13 protein-coding genes are annotated in these 17,411 nt (G+C 67.4%); 3 read left to right on the plus strand and 10 right to left on the minus strand.

The genetic code is table 11. The features are described 5' to 3' along the window. Nucleotides 1-39 precede the first annotated feature (39 nt). Nucleotides 40-834 (plus strand): class I SAM-dependent methyltransferase, encoded by a 795-nt coding sequence (locus ABZV58_RS30360; RefSeq protein ID WP_355003611.1) that lies wholly within the window; start codon nt 40-42, stop codon nt 832-834. An 84-nt stretch (nt 835-918) separates the two neighbouring features. On the opposite strand, the gene ABZV58_RS30365 is transcribed toward ABZV58_RS30360, so the two are convergent. Next, complete coding sequence (locus ABZV58_RS30365; RefSeq protein WP_355003612.1) at nt 919-1,692, minus strand: alpha/beta fold hydrolase; 774 nt, start codon at nt 1,690-1,692, stop codon at nt 919-921. A 40-nt stretch (nt 1,693-1,732) separates the two neighbouring features. On the opposite strand from ABZV58_RS30365, the gene ABZV58_RS30370 reads away from it, so the two are divergent. Next, on the plus strand, nt 1,733-3,079 hold the full coding sequence (locus tag ABZV58_RS30370; protein ID WP_355003613.1) for a CoA transferase: 1,347 nt from the start codon (nt 1,733-1,735) through the stop codon (nt 3,077-3,079). A gap of 622 nt (nt 3,080-3,701) precedes the next feature. Here ABZV58_RS30370 and ABZV58_RS30375 read toward each other — a convergent pair. Then, nucleotides 3,702-4,283, minus strand: coding sequence for a CGNR zinc finger domain-containing protein (locus ABZV58_RS30375; protein WP_355003614.1), 582 nt, complete (start codon nt 4,281-4,283; stop codon nt 3,702-3,704). Between the two features lie 65 nt (nt 4,284-4,348). Between ABZV58_RS30375 and ABZV58_RS30380 the strand changes: the two genes are divergently transcribed. Then, complete coding sequence (locus ABZV58_RS30380) at nt 4,349-5,248, plus strand: SDR family NAD(P)-dependent oxidoreductase (protein ID WP_355003615.1); 900 nt, start codon at nt 4,349-4,351, stop codon at nt 5,246-5,248. A gap of 456 nt (nt 5,249-5,704) precedes the next feature. Here ABZV58_RS30380 and ABZV58_RS30385 read toward each other — a convergent pair whose 3' ends face one another. From ABZV58_RS30385 to ABZV58_RS30420, 8 genes are all read right to left on the minus strand, one after another. Further along, nucleotides 5,705-7,159, minus strand: coding sequence for an NAD-dependent succinate-semialdehyde dehydrogenase (locus ABZV58_RS30385; protein WP_355003616.1), 1,455 nt, complete (start codon nt 7,157-7,159; stop codon nt 5,705-5,707). Further along, the gene (gabT, locus tag ABZV58_RS30390; protein ID WP_355003617.1) at nt 7,156-8,499 is read right to left on the minus strand and encodes a 4-aminobutyrate--2-oxoglutarate transaminase; all 1,344 of its coding nucleotides are present in this window, start codon (nt 8,497-8,499) and stop codon (nt 7,156-7,158) included. Before gabT ends, ABZV58_RS30385 begins: the two co-directional genes overlap by 4 nt. 240 nt (nt 8,500-8,739) lie before the next feature. Continuing rightward, nucleotides 8,740-10,170, minus strand: coding sequence for an aminobutyraldehyde dehydrogenase (locus ABZV58_RS30395; RefSeq protein WP_355003618.1), 1,431 nt, complete (start codon nt 10,168-10,170; stop codon nt 8,740-8,742). Nucleotides 10,171-10,179: 9 nt separating this feature from the next. Continuing rightward, a complete protein-coding gene (locus tag ABZV58_RS30400) occupies nt 10,180-11,601 on the minus strand; it encodes an FAD-dependent oxidoreductase (protein ID WP_355003619.1) in 1,422 nt (473 codons plus the stop codon). Between the two features lie 66 nt (nt 11,602-11,667). Further along, complete coding sequence (locus ABZV58_RS30405) at nt 11,668-13,002, minus strand: FAD-binding oxidoreductase (RefSeq protein ID WP_355003620.1); 1,335 nt, start codon at nt 13,000-13,002, stop codon at nt 11,668-11,670. Beyond that, entirely contained in the window at nt 12,999-13,970 is a 972-nt protein-coding gene (locus ABZV58_RS30410) for an alpha/beta hydrolase (RefSeq protein WP_355003621.1), read from the minus strand. Before ABZV58_RS30410 ends, ABZV58_RS30405 begins: the two co-directional genes overlap by 4 nt. Next, entirely contained in the window at nt 13,963-15,522 is a 1,560-nt protein-coding gene (locus ABZV58_RS30415) for an NAD(P)/FAD-dependent oxidoreductase (RefSeq protein ID WP_355003622.1), read from the minus strand. Before ABZV58_RS30415 ends, ABZV58_RS30410 begins: the two co-directional genes overlap by 8 nt. 347 nt (nt 15,523-15,869) lie before the next feature. Beyond that, the gene (locus tag ABZV58_RS30420) at nt 15,870-17,096 is read right to left on the minus strand and encodes a helix-turn-helix domain-containing protein (protein ID WP_355003730.1); all 1,227 of its coding nucleotides are present in this window, start codon (nt 17,094-17,096) and stop codon (nt 15,870-15,872) included. Between the last annotated feature and the right edge of the window lie 315 nt (nt 17,097-17,411).

Raw genomic sequence — 17,411 nt, forward strand, 5'->3', positions numbered from 1 at the left:
ATCGCGGGTGACACCGGCTACCACGATCGGAGGGCGCGCATGGCGGATCACGGTGGGTCGCGGCGAGCCGGACTCGGCGCGCTGCTGCGCGACAAGGCGCCGTTCCTACGCTGGTCGACGATCCGTTTCGCGCTCGGCGGACGATCCGTGCTGCGCACCGGGCAGGTCGGCGACGGCCGCGAGGAGGCCGTTCGGCAGCATGTGCTGCACACCGCGACGGCGGGCGACCCGGACAGCGTGCTCGCCGCTTTCGACGATTTCGCGCGCAACCGCAGCATCCTGATGAACGTCGGCGACGAGAAGGGCCTGCTGCTGGACGCCGCGGTCCGGCGGGCGAAGCCGCTGCTCGCGCTCGAGCTCGGCGCCTACTGCGGATACAGCGCGGTGCGGACGGGACGACTGCTGCCACCGAAAGGGCGGCTGGTCTCGGTGGAGGCCAGTGCCGCCAACGCGGCGATCGCGACCGAGGTGATCGCGCACGCCGGACTCGACGATCGAGTCGAGGTGGTGGTCGGCAAGATCGGCGACGGCGGCACGACCCTGCGCAGACTCGCCGTCGATCACGGATTCGCTTCGGGGGCGCTCGATTTCGTCTTCCTCGACCACCTGAAGACCGCGTACCTGCCCGACCTGCTCGCGCTGCTCGAGGTGCACTGGTTGCATCCGGGCAGCCTCGTCGTCGCCGACAATGTGAAGATTCCCGGCGCGCCGGACTATCTGCGCTACATGCGCGAGCACGAGGGGCTTTCCTGGCGCACTGTGGAGCATCGCACGCACGTCGAATACCAGTCGCTGCTGCACGATCTCGTCCTCGAGTCGGAATACCTCGGCTGATCGGTTTCCGCTCGGCCCACGCTGGATATCCGTGGCGAAAGCCGAGGTCCTTTCGTTCGCGTAATGCGTTTCAGGGCAGACGGTTCAGCGACGGCGTGCGGGATCGTGCAGGTGCCGAGTGACGAATTCCGCCAGCGCGCCGACATGTTGGTCGAAGTAGAAGTGGCCACCGGGGAAGTTCGCGCGCTCGAACCCGCCCGAGGTGAAGGCTCGCCACTCGTCGACTTGGTCCGGTGTGGTGGTCGGGTCCTCGGTGCTGACCAGTGCGGCGAGATCGCAGGCCAGCGGCGAGCTCTGCCGGTGCGCGTAGGTCTCCACGGCTTGGTAGTCGCTGCGCATCGCGGGCAGCACCAGGTCGGCGAGGCCGCGTTCGGTGCGCAGCAGCGCGATCGGCGCGGGATCGGCCGCGAGACGCTCCAATTCCGCGATGAGCGCCTCGTCGGATTCCAGGTGCAGGCGGCCGGATTCGGCGAAAGACGGTGCGGGGCGGCCCGAGACGAACAGCGCGGTGAGTTCCTGCCCGCCGTCCTCGAGCCTGCGGGCCGTCTCGTAGGCGAGGGTGGCGCCCATACTGTGCCCGAACAGCGCGAGTCCGGACCGCGGACCGTGCGCCAGCAACTCTCCGGCGATCAGATCGGCGAGCGCGTGCAGATCCGGGACCGCCGGCTCGGCGATCCGATCTTGCCGACCCGGATATTGCACGGCCAGTACCGCCACGCCGGAACCGAGTTCGCGGGCCAGGTCACGGTAGGCGGTCGCCGAACCGCCGCCCGGCGGGAAACACACCAGGTAATGGCGCGGCGCCGGGTCGGTGCGCAGGACGCGCAGCCAGTCGGTGGCGGTGATCGTCTCGTCCACGTCGGTCTCCTTCTCCTCCGGTACGGCTAGTCTCGATCTGGTGAACGCGCACGCACGGCTGGTCCACGACTACGAAGCCGGAATCGGAGTCCCCGCTTCCGAGATTACGCACTCCCCCGATCCTGGCAGCAATCTTGCTGCGACACTGCCGGTATGGTCACTGGCCGCGGGATCGGTGGCCGCCGTGGCTGCCGCGGCCAACCGGTTGCGCGACGCGCACGGGCTGGCTCCGATGCCGCACCGGATCGATCCGGAACGGATCACCGCGGCGTTCTCCAGCGACAGCCTGCTGCGCGCGAACGGCCGCCAGGTATCGATGTTCGCCGATCTGTCCGGATTCTTCCCCACCTTCGACGGATGGGTGCGCACCCACGCCAACTACCCGCACCACCGAACCCGCCTGCTCGCCGCCCTCGGCCTACCGGAGGACGCGCCCCTCGATCTCGCGGTCGCCCACATCGCCATGAGCCGCGCCTCCGACATCGAGGACAACGCCGCGGCGGCGGGCGCGATCGCGGTTCAGGTGCGCACCGAGGACGAGTGGGCCGCGAGTCCGCAGGCGCACGCCGCCGCGTCCGGCCCGGTGGTCGCCGTGGAACCGCGGCAGGACCGCGCGGGCGCGCAATTCCGTTCCGACGCCACGCCGTTCCAGCCCTTGCGCGGCGTGCGCGTGCTCGACATGACCCGGGTGATCGCGGGGCCGGTCGCCACCAGGACGCTGGCGCTGCTCGGGGCGGAGGTGCTGCGGGTGGATCCGCCGTGGCTGCCCGAGATCCCGTGGCAGTACGCCGACACCTGCCAGGGCAAGCACTCCGCGCTCGTCGACCTGCGCGCCCAGTCGGCGGTGTTCCACGATCTGCTCGCCTCGGCCGACGTGCTCGTCAGCGGGTATCGTCCGGGCGCGCTCGACTACGCGGGACTCACCACCGCCGTGCGCCCCGGCCTGGTGCACGGCCGGGTCAGCGCGTGGGGCGAGTCCGGTCCCTGGGGCGCGCGCCGCGGCTTCGACAGCATCGTGCAAGCCGCCACCGGCATCTCCATCCTGGAGGGCGCGCCCTCGGTGCCGGGCGCTCTGCCCGCGCAGGCCCTCGACCACGCCTCCGGCTACCTGCTCGCCGCGGGCGTGATCGACGCGCTGGCCGCCCGCACCTACGACGGCATCGGCCGCGACGTGCGTGTCTCCTTGGCGCGCACGGCCTCCTGGTTGCTCACCCACCCGGCCCGCACTCTCCAGCACGGCCCGGCCACCGCCCCCAACTCCGACCTGACCGTGCGCCACGGCGGTCTCGTAACGGCCGCTCCCGCCCTGGCGGAGTACCCCGACTACGCCTGGCCCGCACCGCAATTCGGAGCCGGAGCGCCCGCTTGGCCGGTACGCACCCGGTAGGGGCGCTCAGACCGTCGCGCGGTGGTGCGCACTGCCGCGCGAAGGGTGAGCAGGAACGGGTCGCGGCCGAATGTGGGGAGTACGAGGGCCACAGCCTGGGCTCCGACGGCAGACGGGTCGCGGCGTGCCACGGCAGCCTCGTCGGGCGCGGCGCTCATCACACGAACACCAGCGTTCCTCGGTCTCCAACCATTCAGCATGCCGCGCACGAGGGTGTTCCGCATCGGAACCGTCGACCGCCGGGTGCACGGGCGTAATCTGCGGCCCGGTCCACGCGGCGAGCAGCCGCAGTGCGGTCTCCGAGCTCGAGGGTTCGAAACGAGAGATGACCCGGCTCGATCCGGAAGATATCGCCGAGGCCGTCAACTTCCTGGCGGCCCAGCCCGCGCACGTGAACCTGCAGCGGGTCACGATCATGCCGACCCGCCAGCCAGCGTAAGCGAATCATCCGCGAGGGCGGGTTCGCCCACCTCGCGCAACCGGGCCGCGGTGACGGGCGTCCCTCTGGTTTCACGCGACGCCTCGTCGTCGGCGAAAACGCTTGCTGGGAGCCAATTCCAGGTGTTCCTGGGCGGCTCGGCCGAGTTGCTGTGCGTCGAGGCGGTTTGGTGGACCGGGCCGTTCAGGAGCTGGCGTGCTTGCGGCGCTGCCGAAGAGCGCGCATAGACACCTGCGATCCGCATCCCGGACTGCAGTAGCGCGCCGCCCGGTTGCGGGTTCGATCGATGAAGCCGAAGTGGCACGGCGGATTGCAGCATGCCTTGAGCCGCATCCAGTCCCCGCGCTGCGCCATCTCGGTCACCGCGGCCAGAACGGCACCCAAAACGCCAGGGACACCGGTCGATCCGGCGACGAGCTGTGCCGTTTCCGCGGTGACGACCGTTGTGAGCGGATAGCGCACACCGGCCTGCAGCAGATACCGTTCCGCCTCGGCGACCTGGGCGTCACCGACATCTGGATCACCCGAGTGTGTCAGCAGCACCGTGACCAATGCGTCGCGAAGCTCCCGCGCAGCCGCCGCGTCGGAGTCGGTCACCACGATGGCGGCGTCGAGCAAGCCGTGCTCGATCGCCCAGTCCGCGAATCCCGAAGCAGTGCCGAAGTTCTCGACACGCCCCGCGCCGTCGGCTCTGGTGTTGACGAACTGCAACACCAGAGCAGCGACATCCTCGTTCCACTTCGGTGCCTCACGCGTCGCCTCCACTCCCCCACGATACCAACGCGACAAGCGGCTAACCCAGTTGATCACAACAACTGCACTCAAACTACTTGAAACGTTGCGAGCTAAGCCGTTACGCTCGCAACATGACAAATGCTGAAAAACACTCCCCGATCTGGTTCATCACCGGCGCCCCCTCGGGCATCGGACGCGAGCTCGCAGTTCAGGCGCTAACGGCCGGAGAAACTGTGGTCGCGGTGGCTCGACACACCGAAACCCTCGGTGACTTGGGAGAACCCGACAGACTGCTCACGATCGAGGCAGATGTGCGCGACGAGACAGCCGTGGCGAAGGCGGTCGAGCAGAGCGTGGCTCGCTTCGGCCGCATCGACATCGTCGCCAACCTTGCCGGCTACGGACTCTTCGGGGCGGTCGAGGAAGCAGCCGACACGCAGGCACGGGCGATCTTCGACACCAACGTCTTCGGCGTACTCAACGTGCTGCGCGCGACGCTGCCGGTGCTGCGGCGCCAGCGGTCCGGGCACATCCTGCAGGGCTCGTCCTACTACGGTCAGACCGCAGATCCAGGCGTCGGGCTGCTCGCAGCCACCAAGTACGCCGTCGAAGGGCTCTCCGACGCGCTCGCAATCGAAGTGGTGCCCCTCGGAATCCGCGTGACTCTCGTTCAGCCCGGCCTCACCGCAACACCTTTCCTATCCAACCTCGACACCGCTACAGCAACCCACGCCGACTACGACCAGACAGTGCGCGCCCTACTGCAGGCGATCCAAGCGCTGCCTGCCTCGGCGTTCTCCGGCGTCGATCGCGTGGCCGCCGCCATCCGCACAGCCGTGGCCGGCGACAACCCGCCCCGCCGCCTCGCCCTGGGCATCGCCGGCGCCGACAGTATGCGCGCCGCGCTCACCGCACGCCTCGCCGAACTCGACGAATGGGCCACCCTCACCAACCTGGTCGACGCCGGGCCCGGCGTTCACGTCCACACCGGATAGACAGACAACCCCCGCGGGCTGTCGCCGCTGTCGCAGGATGCCAATGGGGTCGGCGAAGTAGCCGGTCAGTCCCAGTCCCGTAGGGCCGGCGGCATGAGCCGCTGCGCGTAGAGCCCGGAGCGGCCTCCGCGTGGGGCGGGGTTGCGAACCCCGCCCCACTCGCGGCACCCCGCAGGGCGCGGGCAGTGAGCCTGCGCGGGCTCGGCACTGACATCACCATCTGGCACAGCCAGAGGCCAATGTCTCTCGACCACACACTGCGAAGGTATGTCGCACAACACCCACCACGCCCGGAATCCACTGACCGACTCCTACATCGCCGCGAGGGCGATGATGACCAGGCGGTCTGGTCTCTCAACCTCAGCGCCGCGAGCGAGGTCCGTGCTCCTGCGCCAGGCCGAGAGTATCGGGGAATATCGCCCTGCAAGCCTCGGATCGTGACCGGAGCCGGTAGGCCTATTGCAGCGCAACGTATTTGGTCTCGAGGTATTCGTCGATGCCTTCGCTGCCGGCTTCCCGGCCGAGGCCGGATTGTTTGATTCCGCCGAACGGGGCAGCGACGTCGGAGATGATCCCGCGGTTCACGCCGACCATACCGGCTTCGATTGCCTCCGACACTCGCAGCGCCCGGTGCAGGTCACGGGTGTAAATGTAGGCAGCCAAGCCGTATTCGGTGTTGTTGGCGGCGGCGATGCCCTGGTCCTCGTCGTCGAAGCCGGTGATAGCGGCGACCGGTCCGAATACCTCTTCACGCAGAATGCGCGCATCGGCGCTGACGTCGGTCAGCACGGTCGGGAGGTAGAAGTAGCCGTCGCCGTCGGCGTAGGCGCCGCCGGTGGTGATCACCGCGCCCTTGGTGACGGCGTCGATCACCAGTTCGTCGACCGCGTGTCGCTGCTTTTCGGTGATCAACGGGCCGACTTGCACGCCGTCGAGGTGGCCAGGGCCGACGGTGAGCCCACGCATGCGTTCGGTGAGGCGGGCAGTGAATTCGTCGCGGACCGCGTTGTCGACATGGAAGCGGTTCGCGGCGGTACATGCCTGCCCGGTGTTTCGCATCTTGGCGGCCATCGCGCCCTCGACTGCGGCGTCGATATCGGCGTCGGCGAACACAACGAACGGCGCATTGCCGCCGAGTTCCATCGAGGTGCGCAGTACCGAGGTGGCCGCGCGGGCGAGCAGGTGTTTGCCCACTGCGGTGGATCCGGTGAAGGTGAGCTTGCGCAGCCGCGAGTCGGCCAGCATCGGGTCGGTCAGTTGCGCTGGTCGCGAAGTCGGCAGGATCGACAGGACACCGGGCGGCAGACCGGCCTCGGCGAGAATCTGGCCGAGCAGCAGCATGGTCAACGGCGTTTCGGAGGCGGGTTTGACCACCATCGTGCAGCCGGCAGCGAGCGCGGGGCCGATCTTGCGGGTGCCCATAGCCAAGGGGAAGTTCCACGGTGTGATCGCCAAGGTCGGGCCGACGGGCTGTTTGGTCACCAGGATTCGCCCGTTCCCCGATGGGGAGGGCGTGTAGCGGCCGTTGATCCGAACGGCTTCCTCTGCGAACCAGCGCAGGAAGTCACCGCCGTAGCCGACCTCGGCGTAGCTGTCGGGTAGTGGCTTGCCCATTTCCAGGGTCATCAGCAGTGCGAAGTCGTGTCGGCGTGCTGTCACCAGTTCCCATGCTCGGTACAGGATTCCCGCGCGGCGGCGTGGCGGGGTCGCGGCCCACGCCGGTTGGGTGGTGGCCGCGATGGTCAGGGCCTGCGCGCCGTCGGCTGGGTCGGCGTCAGCTACCTCGACGAGAACCTTTCCGGTGGCCGGGTTGTGGACCGGGAACGTCGACCCGGTGGCCGCGGGAGCTTGGTGTCCGCCGATCCACAGGTCGGTCGGCAGCGCGGCCAGGAGGGCGTCGATGTCGGTCATCGGCGGCCTGCCGCTGCGCGCAGGATATCGTCGAGCACGGTGGTGGCCTCGTCGAGCAGGTCGTCGCTGATCACCAGGGGCGGCAGCAACCGGATCACGTTGGAGTGGGTGCCGCAGGTCAGCAGAACCACGCCCTGGGCGAGGGATTCGGCCGCGATCCATTTGGTGAGGTCGGGGTCTGGATCGGTGGTTCCGGGGTGGACGATCTCGATGGCCAGCATCGCGCCGCGGCCGCGAACGTCGCCGATAACTCCGGTCCGAACGGCCGATTCCTGCAACCGTGGCTTGATCGCGTGCTCGATCGCCCGCGCCCGGGCCGGCAGGTCGAGATCGTGCATCGTGTGCAAGGTGGCCAGCGCGGCCGCGCAGGACACCGGGTTGCCGCCGTAGGTGCCCCCGAGCCCGCCCGGGTGTACCGCATCCAGGAGTTCGGCGCGGCCGGTGATCGCGGCCAGGGGCATACCGCCTGCGATGCCCTTGGCCATCGTGATGATGTCGGGCTCGATCTGCTCATGCTCACTGGCGAACCAGGCGCCGGTGCGTGCGAAACCGGTTTGCACCTCGTCGGCGATGAACACCACACCGTGCTGCTTGGCCCAATCCGCCAGCGCGGGAAGAAAACCCGGGGCCGGTGTGATGAAGCCGCCTTCGCCCTGGATCGGTTCGATGATGATCGCTGCCAGCGATTCGGCGCCGATCTGCTTGTCGATCTGCTCGATGGCGCGGCGTGCGGCGAGGTCCCCGGTCAGCCCATCGCGGTAGGGATACGAGGCCGGCATCCGGTAGACCTCGGGCGCGAACGGCCCGAACTGGGCCTTGTAGGGCATCGACTTCGCGGTCAGTGCCATGGTCAGGTTGGTGCGGCCGTGGTAGGCGTGGTCAAAGGCGACGACCGCGGTCTTGCCGGTGGCCAGCCGCGCCACCTTGACGGCATTTTCCACGGCCTCGGCGCCGGAGTTGAACAGGACCGTGCGCTTGTCGTATGCGCCAGGGGTCAGGGCCGCGAGCTGTTCGGCGACCTCGATGTAACCCTCGTACGGGGTGACCATGAAGCAGGTGTGGGTGAAGCGGCGGGCCTGCTCGGCCACCGCGGCGGCTACCTCCGGGTTGGCGGCGCCGACGGTTGTCACCGCGATCCCCGAGCCGAGGTCGATGAAGGAGTTGCCGTCGACGTCGACGATCACCCCGCCATCGGCGTCGGCGGCATACACCGGCGCCGCGGAACCGACCCCGGCCGCGACGGCTTGGCCGCGCCGCCGTGCCAGTGCGGCAGAACGCGGCCCAGGCAACGCAGTGACAATAGAGCGCTGTTGCGCGAGACGATAGGCGATATCGGTCATCAGATAACTCCTGGTGAATGGATCGGAGGGCGCCGCGGCGCTGCGCGGCACTGGTCTGTCGTCGCCTCGGAACATGCACATGGTTCGCGCGGGGACGGTCCGGCGCCGGATACCGGGGTGTCTCAGGTGCCGGGGTTCGAAAAGTGCTCCACACCAATGTGATTCGAGTGGTTCGTGGAGAGAGCCCTGCCCTGGAGTTGCCTGCGCAGCGGACGCCACGGGGGCAGGGCTGTCCAGGCGTCAGTGGAGGGTGCTCATCACATGCTTGATCCGGGTGTATTCCTCGACGCTGTAGGCGGAGAGGTCTTTGCCGTATCCGGAGTATTTGAATCCCCCGTGTGGCATTTCGGCGACCAGCGGGATATGGCAGTTCACCCATACCGCGCCGAAGTCCAGTGCCCGGGTGAGTCGTTCGACGGTGCCGTGGTCGCGAGTCCACACGCTCGAGGCCAGGCCGTAGTGCACGTCGTTGGCGTAGTCGATGGCCTGGGACTCGGTGGCGAAGGACTGCACGGTCAGCACCGGCCCGAAGGTCTCCTGCTGCACGATCTCGTCGTGCTGACCGACACCGGTGATGATGGTGGGTTCGAGGAAGTAGCCCTGGTCTCCCACACGTTTGCCGCCGGTGACGATCCGGGCGTGCGACGGCAGCGCATCGAGTTTGTCGGTGACCGTGGTGAAGTGGTCAATGTTGTTCAACGGGCCGTAGAAGGCATTCGGGTCCTCGGGCAGTCCCGGCCGCAGGGTCTCCGCCTTCTTCACCAGCGTCTCGACGAGCTGATCGTGGACGCTGTGGTGGACCAGGACCCGGGCTGCGGCGGTGCAGTCCTGTCCGGCGTTGAAGAAGGCCGCTTCGGCGATGCCGGCTGCCGCCTTGTCGATGTCGGCGTCGGCGAACACCACCGCTGGTGCGTTGCCGCCGAGTTCGAGGTGTACGCGTTTGACCTGCTCTGCCGCCGCGGCCGCGACAGCGACCCCGGCCCGCACCGATCCGGTGATCGAGACCAGGCCGAGAGCGGGACACGACACCAGTGCCGCGCCTGTGCTGCGGTCACCGAGTACCACATTGAATACCCCGTCGGGCAGGATGTCTTTGCTCAGCCGGGCGAGGACCAGGGTGCTTTCGGGTGTGGTGTCGCTGGGTTTGAGGACGACGGTGTTGCCGGCGGCCAGGGCCGGTCCGATCTTCCAGATCGCCATCATGAACGGGTAGTTCCAGGGCGTCACCTGCCCGACCACCCCGATCGGTTCCCGCCGCACGTAGGAGGTGAATCCCTCCATGTACTCCCCGGCGGCTTTTCCCTCGAGCAATCTGGCAGCTCCGGCGAAGAAGCGCAGCTGGTCGGCGGCCACTGCCACCTCTTCGGTCGCGATGACCGCCCGCGGCTGACCGGTGTTGCGGCACTGCGCTTCGACGATGTCGTCGCTGTGTGCCTCGATCGCGTCGGCCAGTTTCAACAGCACCGCCTGCCGGAAGGCCGGGGTGGTTTTACCCCAGGTGAGAAACGCTCGTGACGCGGCGGCGACCGCTGCCTCGACATCCTCACGAGTCGAGATCGGTGCTCGGCCCACCACCCGCTCGTCCACCGGATCGACAAGGTCCATCGCCTCGGTGGACACCGAGGCCACGAACGAGCCATCGATGTAGTTGCGCAACAGCGCGATCGACATGATTCCCTCTCAGTGTTGTGCAGTGGTGGCCGGGATCGCGGGCGAGGTCGGCGTGTTCTGCGACAGTGCGCGGCCGACGTCTTCGGCCGCTCGCTGTCCCGCACTCACCGCGCCGTCGATGTAGCCCTGGTTCACGACGGCGGTCTCGGTGCCGGCCCAGTGGATGCGCCCGACCGGTCGGCGGTCGGCGTCTGTGTACTGGGTGATCACACCGGGCGGGCGGGAGCTGACACACCCACTGATCCACGGTTCGTGCGTCCAGTCCTTCTCCAGATAGGCCCTCGGGTGGGCCGCCTCGGGCCCGAACAGGGTCTGCAGGTCGGCCAGGAACATCGCGCGGCGCACCTCCGGGTTGTCGAGGATCTCATCGCTCCAGTGCAGGCCGTATCCGGATCCGGCGGTGCCGATGAAAGTGAGCAGGATCCCGACGCTGCCGTCGGGCGGGGAGTTGTCGACGACGTAGTTGGCGACCCGCAGGTCGGTGATGGCCTGGCCGTTGAATCCTTGGTCCCGCCAGAACGGCCGATCGTAGATGGCGAACAGTTTGCTCTCGGTGCCGTTGCACCAGCGACGCTGCAGCATGGCCCGGCGCGTGGGCAGGTCCGGCGCGAACCGGATGCGGTTGGCGTCCGAGGGGGCCATCGCGACAATCACCTGGTCGGCTCGAACGTCGACACGTGCGGAGGTCACCAGAACCCCGGTGCTGTCCTGGGTGATCTGCGAGACCGGCGAATCGAGTACGACCTTTCCGGGCAGGGCTTCGGCCATGCGCAGCGAGATCAGCTGGGTGCCGCCCACTACCCGGGATTCCTGAGCGCCGCCGGTGATGTTGACCAGGTGCTCGATCCCGCCACAGCCCGCGATGCGGGCCAACTGCACCAGCAGGGAAGTGCTGTGCAGGTCTTCGCCGTCGGTGACAGTGAAGGCCAGCTTGAACAGCAGCCGGACTTCCTTGGTGAAGGAGTTCGCGTCGATCCACTGGCCGAAGGTGATGCTGTCCCAGTGGCGGGCCTCGGGGGCGTTCCATGGCGCTTCGAGTGGGACGGTTTTCGCCATCCGCTCGAGACGCAGCTGCATCTGGGCGTAGTCGGCCAGCACCATCGGGTTCAACGGCGGGATCGTGCCCTCGTACAGCTTCTTCTTGCCTTTGCGCAGATAGATCGACTTGCCCTCGACGTAGGTCTTGAACGTGTCGAGGCCGAGTTCGTCCAGCAGCGCCAGCACGTGATCCTGGCCGGGTCCGACCCACTGCCCGCCGCCCTCGGTGATCACCCCGGGGGCGACATCGAGGTTGAGGGTGCGGCCGCCGACCCGGTCACTGGCTTCGAGCACGACGACGGAATGTCCGGCTTGGTGGAGTCGGCGGGCTGCGGTGAGACCCGATACCCCGGCACCGACGATGACGACGTCGGCTGTCAGTTGCTCGCTCATGGTGTGACTCCTTTGTCTATCGGAAGCGTGGAGTGCGCCGGAGCCTGTGCGGCCGGCGGAATACTGTCAGCGCACGCGGCGGTCGAGGAGGTCGGAGAATCGATCGAGCCTCCACGCCGCACGAACTGCCGTTGGGCTGGAAGCAGGCGAGGGAGCGAACCGTGGCCGGGCGCGCCACACTGCCTGGAGGTCGTCGGAAACCTCGTCGCCGCAGAGCCGGTCGGCGAGCAGGCTTCCCAGGTAGGGGCCCTGTGCCAGCCCGTGACCGTTGCATGCGACGGCGTAGTAGATGTTCTTGTCGGCTTCGCCGGCGACCGGGAACCACGATGCCGTCATCGCGATCCACCCGCCCCAGGCACGCTGTGGCGCCACATCGTGCAACGTTGGGAAACGAGCACGGAATCCGCGTACCAGATCGGCAACCACGCCGGGGTCCGGAGTGCGGGCGCCGAGAACGCCACGGGCGGTTTCGGGTTGGCGGACACCAAAGATGATCGTGTTGCGCGGGGTGATACGAAAGCTCTCGAGGACGAGGTGGTGGGTTGAGATTCCGACCCTGCTCGTCCACCCGGTCTCGCGCAGCCGTTCGGGGTCGATCGGTTCGGTCTCGACGAGGGTGACCCACAGCGGCGCGGTCATGTTCCGGGGCGAGATGGCCAGGTCCCGGGAATGAGCGTTGTTGGCTATCACCAGGCGCTCGGCGTGGACACGCCCCCTCGCGGTGGTGACCGTAACGCCTGTGCTCGTGGGCTGGATCGATCCGACCGGGCTGTGTTCGAAGACTTTGGCCTGTGAGTTCAGGAGTGCGCTTCGGAGGCCTCGCGCGTATTTGCCGGGGTTGAGGAGTCCGCCCGGGCGCTCGTAGATGCCGCCGAGAAAGGCTGTTGGTAGACCGAACTCTTTGCCGTCGACGAATTCGGCGTCGGCTCCAGCGTTGGCGAGGATCTGGGCGTTCCATTGTGATCGCTTGAGCTGTCCCCGGGTGACGGCGGCGATCACGTTCCCGGTTCGTTCGTAGTCACAGTCGATGCCGAGCCGATCGATCAGCCCGTCGGAATAGTTGACGGAGCCGTCGGCGAACTGGATGACCCGGCGCAGGCGCCAGGGATGCATGGCAGCAAGCATCTGTGCGTCACCGGCCAGGGTATTGGTCAGGTATCCGGCATTGCGTGAGGCCGCTCCCCACCCGCAGAATTCCGATTCCAGCAGTGCGACGTCGACGCCGCGCTCGGCGAGGCGCAAGGCGGTAGCCATACCTAGATACCCGCCGCCGACGACCACGACGTCCGCGGTGATCCCGCCTTCCAACGGTGGGGCGAAGTCGGTAGGCCGTTCGATCCAGCCGCTGAACGAGGAGTACTCGATCCCGTTGTCGGCGCGGGTATCGGTGGTCTTGTTCATCGGTTTCCTCCAGATCGCCTTGTGGCAGTGGTGCGTCGACGACGCTGTGGTGGCTTCCGTGTGGCGCAGTGCTTGTCGATGTGCGCGGCGATGCGCTCGACGATCAAGTCGGCCAGCGAGTCCGGGATGTGGTGGCCCATTCCCGCGATGACGAGATGGCGGGAGTCGGGAATGGCGGCCGCGGTCGCCTCGCCCCCGGAGGGGTCGACGAGGGGGTCACGTTCGCCGTTGATGACGAGCGTGGGCACCTGGATCGTGCGCAGCTCGGCGGTGCGGTCGCCGGACGCCAGGATGGCCTGTAGCTGGCGTTGCATCCCGGCAGCGCCGTCACCGGCTGTTCTGTCCCATTGGGTAGCTGCATGCTCGGCCTCGGCGAACTCATCAATGGGATACCCCGCGCCCGCCAAGTTGGCGGTCAGGCGAAGGTGCGCCTTGATCGCCTGCGGTTTCGTCTTCGGCGACTGAGTGGCAAGGATGAAGGTCGTCTTCAGCGATGCTCGCCCGACCGCCGGGTTGCCCGTTGTCGAGTAGATCGAGGTCAATGACGCTGCGTGCGTGGGAAATGCGGCGGCGACCGTCTGCGCGATCATGCCTCCCATCGATCGCCCGACCAGATGAGCCGGACCGACACCGAGGTGCTCGATCAGGTATGCGCAGTCGGTGGCGCAGTCGGTAAGGGTGTAGGCATCCGAGCGGGGGCGCGACGAGGCCAGCCGCAGGACCCCCGGGGCGGGATCGGAGACGAAGGTCGACCGACCGCTGTCCCGGTTGTCCATCCGGATGACGAGGAAGCCGCGGGATACGAGCGCTGTCACGAAGCGCTGGGACCACATGGTCAGGTCTTCACCGAGACCACCGAGGAGCAGCACCGCGGGTTGGCCTGGCTGACCGTCGACGCGATAGCAGACACGGATGCCGCTGGGCAGACGTGTGAACTGATCCGTGCTCACCTCGGACTGGTCAGACATTGCCGGATTCCTGTGCCGCGCCGGTCAGTTGCCCGAGAGTGGATGTGTCGCCAGCGAAGGGCTGGTCGGTGCTGGCGCTGAGGTGCAAGCTTTCGTCGAACAGCGCACCCCGCAGCAGTTTGGCGTCTTCGGGGTAGGACAGTCCCATCCGCCAGGGCAGTTCGGTTCCTTGACGGGGCACGGTGTGCTGGGACCGCAGTACGTAGCCGGCACTGATGTCGAGCACAGGCCGGGTCTGCATGCCGGGCTCGGCCACCGCTACCGCGGTGTCGTAACCGTGGCTGTCCATGTGCGCGAGCAGGTCGCAGAAGTAGCGGCACATGAGGCTGATCTTCAGCGTCCACGACGAGGTCGTGTACCCGACCGCGATCGCCCAGTTGGGGACGCCGGAGAGCAGCATGCCGCGGTAGGCGATCGATTCGGCGAGGTTGACCGGAGTGCCGTCGACCTGCAAGTCCATGCCCCCGAGTAGCTGCAGGTTCAGCCCCGTCGCGGTGATGATGACGTCGGCGGGCAGCTCACGACCGGATTCGAGCAGGATGCCGGTCTGGGTGAATCGCACGACCTTGTCGGTGACCACCGAGGCATCACCCTTGCGGATCGCGGCGAAGAAGTCGCCGTCAGGTGCCAGACACAGCCGCTGGTCCCACGGATCGTAGGGCGGGTTGAAATGGGTGTCGACGTCGAAACCCTTCGGCAGCAGGCGCTTGTTGACGCGGCGGATCAGCGCACGCCCGGCCCGGGGGAACATGCGCAGGCCCTTCACGACCCCACGGTCGAGCCAGATGTTCTTGAACCGGGTCAGCGCGTAGCCGCGCTGCTCCCCGAACAGCTTGGTCAGTGTCAGCGCCAGCGAGTCCACCCGGGGCAGCGACATCACGTAGGTCGGGGTGCGCTGGAGCATGGTCACGTGCTCGGCCGCGCCCGGGCCCGCGGCCATCGACGGGACGAGCGTGATCGCGGTGGCGCCGCTACCGATCACTACCACTTTCTTGCCGGCGTAGTCGTAGCCCTCCGGCCAGTGCTGGGGATGGAGGATGTCGCCGCCGAAGTCGTCACGGCCCTCGAAATGCGGGGTGAAGCCTTCGTCGTAGCGGTAGTAGCCGGTCGCGGCAAAGACCCAGTTCGCCTTGATCTGCTGGTGGGTGATCGAGTGGTCGCCATTGTCGATCCGGACCCGCAGTGTCCAGGCCGCCTCGGTCGTGGACCAGTCGGCCGAGGTCACTCGGTGTCGGAAGCGGATCAGCTTCTGGAGATCGTTCTCCTGCACGGTTTCGCGCAGGTAGTCGCGGATGAGTGGGGCGTCCGCGATCGCGGCCCTGTCCTTCCACGGCTTGAATTCGTAGCCGAAGGTGTGCAGATCCGAATCAGATCGAATACCGGGGTAGCGGAACAGATCCCACGTGCCACCGATATTGTCGCGGCTTTCCAGCACGACGACGCGTTTGTTCGGGAATGCTTTCGTGACGTAGCGGGCGGCGCCGATTCCCGAGATTCCGGCACCGATGATCACGATGTCGAACTCTTCGTTGACGATCGTCGACGTGTTCATCACATTCACCCCATTTTCCGTTGGTTAGGCGTTAACCCACCTTCCCCGCGGCTCTGCGTCGCCAACTACAGCGCCGTGCCCCCACCTGAGACCTGGACAGGTGCACAGTGCACACCGTTGGTGGGTGCGTGGTGGGTCTCACCGGACGGAACTGGGAGCCGGGACCGTCATGACCGAGTCGTCGGCCGCCGCTCAGCGGAGTAGGCCGCGCGAGGGTGGTGCGGTGTCGCATCGGCGATGGATGAAGGTGCACGGCGGCGTGGCCGACGCGCCAGGCTGGGCGCATGTCAGAATTTCACGAGTTCAGCGCATCACGGCCGGTGCCGGTGGCGGCGGCGGCAACATGGTCAACGGTCGTCGCGCAGCTGCAAATACATCAGTGCGGCGACCACACTGGTCGCGTTGTCGACCAGTGGTTTCGGCAACAGCCGGTCGACGCGGGCCAGTCGGCGCTCGATGGTATTGCGGTGGGTGAACAGGCGCTCGGCCGTGCTGGTGGCGTTGAAGCGCTCTTGCACATAGGTCAGGGCTGTATCCCGCAGCACGGTGTCGGCGGTCGCGAATTCGCCGAGGGTGTCGGTGACGAACTGTTCGCCTTGGGCCATGTCGGCAGACAGGGCCGCGATGAGCTGGATGTCTTCGTAGCGTACGACCTGGCGCGCCGAACCCAGCCGTGCCAGGACTCGCTGTGCGGTGGCCGCATCCAGGTGGGTGCGGCGAAAGCCCTCGATGTCACGTCCGGGTCGGCCCAACGCCACCCGTACACCGGACAGTGCTTTCAGCTTCGGTTGCAGCATCGACGTCGGTGGGACCTGATCGGTGGGAATCCACAACCAGAGCGCATTCGTGCTCGCCACCAACGTCAAACGCCGACTGGCGCCGCAGGCCCGCATCACGTGCTCGGCCGCCGCCTCGAGCACCTCGGAGCGTTCGGTGGAGTCCACCCAGACGATGGCGGCCACATGGGTGCCGGTGAGGGCATAGCCCAGGCGCGCCTCAGCGCGCGCACGACTGATCGGGGCGCCTTCGATCAACAGCTGCGCGGTGGCGTGCCGTTCGGCGTGGGCGCTGCGGGCGAGGTCGGTGCGTTCGGCTTCGACATATTCGGCCAGAGCGGCCATCGAGTCATCGACGAAGGTGATGATCGAATACCCCGATACCTTCAAGGTCTCACGCAGCAGTTCGAGATCACTGGTCGCGGCGAAACACTCGTCGGTCCACCGTTTCCACGAGATCCGCTGGCCGGCACGCCACGATCCCAGATCGCTGGTGTCCAGCCCTCGCCGCACGAGGTCACGGGCGAAATTCAGAGTCTCTGGATCCTCGCACGGCGGGACGCGCCGGCCAGGGTTCTGGATGGTCGCCGTGAGCCAGTGGATGAGATACGTCTTGTGCATGCGCCGGTCCCCGGCGGCGAGCACCGGATCCTCGACGACGAACTGGTATTGGGTTCTGAGCTGGGAGGCGGAGAAGACTTCGTCGACGAGCTCCTCGGTGGTGGGCAGGATTCGTTCGGCAACGCCGCGCATCAGCGCACACACCCGCTCGCTCGGCGTGGGCCATAGTTCCTCCATGGGTGCACTGTTCACCATCGGTGGCTCGATTGCACCCGACTCTCCGAGAACCGCCACGACGGCCTCAACTCCCCCGCTGTGGCGATTGTCGGCAACGGCGGACCTGTGCAATGCCCACGTTTCGGTCTCGGGTGGACGGGTCCCGGCTGGGAAGCTGTCCGCACGCCCGCCTGCCATGCTTCGCGCCATCGACGGCATCTACCGCTCGCCCCCAGAATTCAGGCGCGCCGTGACGCGTGCCGGGAGGCGTCTGTCGATGATCAGCGTGCGGATCTCGGCGAGGCTCAGGCACGGGCCGTCCGGACCGGATTTGCC

The organism is Nocardia sp. NPDC004654 (assembly GCF_040609595.1).
In the GTDB taxonomy this organism is placed as follows: domain Bacteria; phylum Actinomycetota; class Actinomycetes; order Mycobacteriales; family Mycobacteriaceae; genus Nocardia.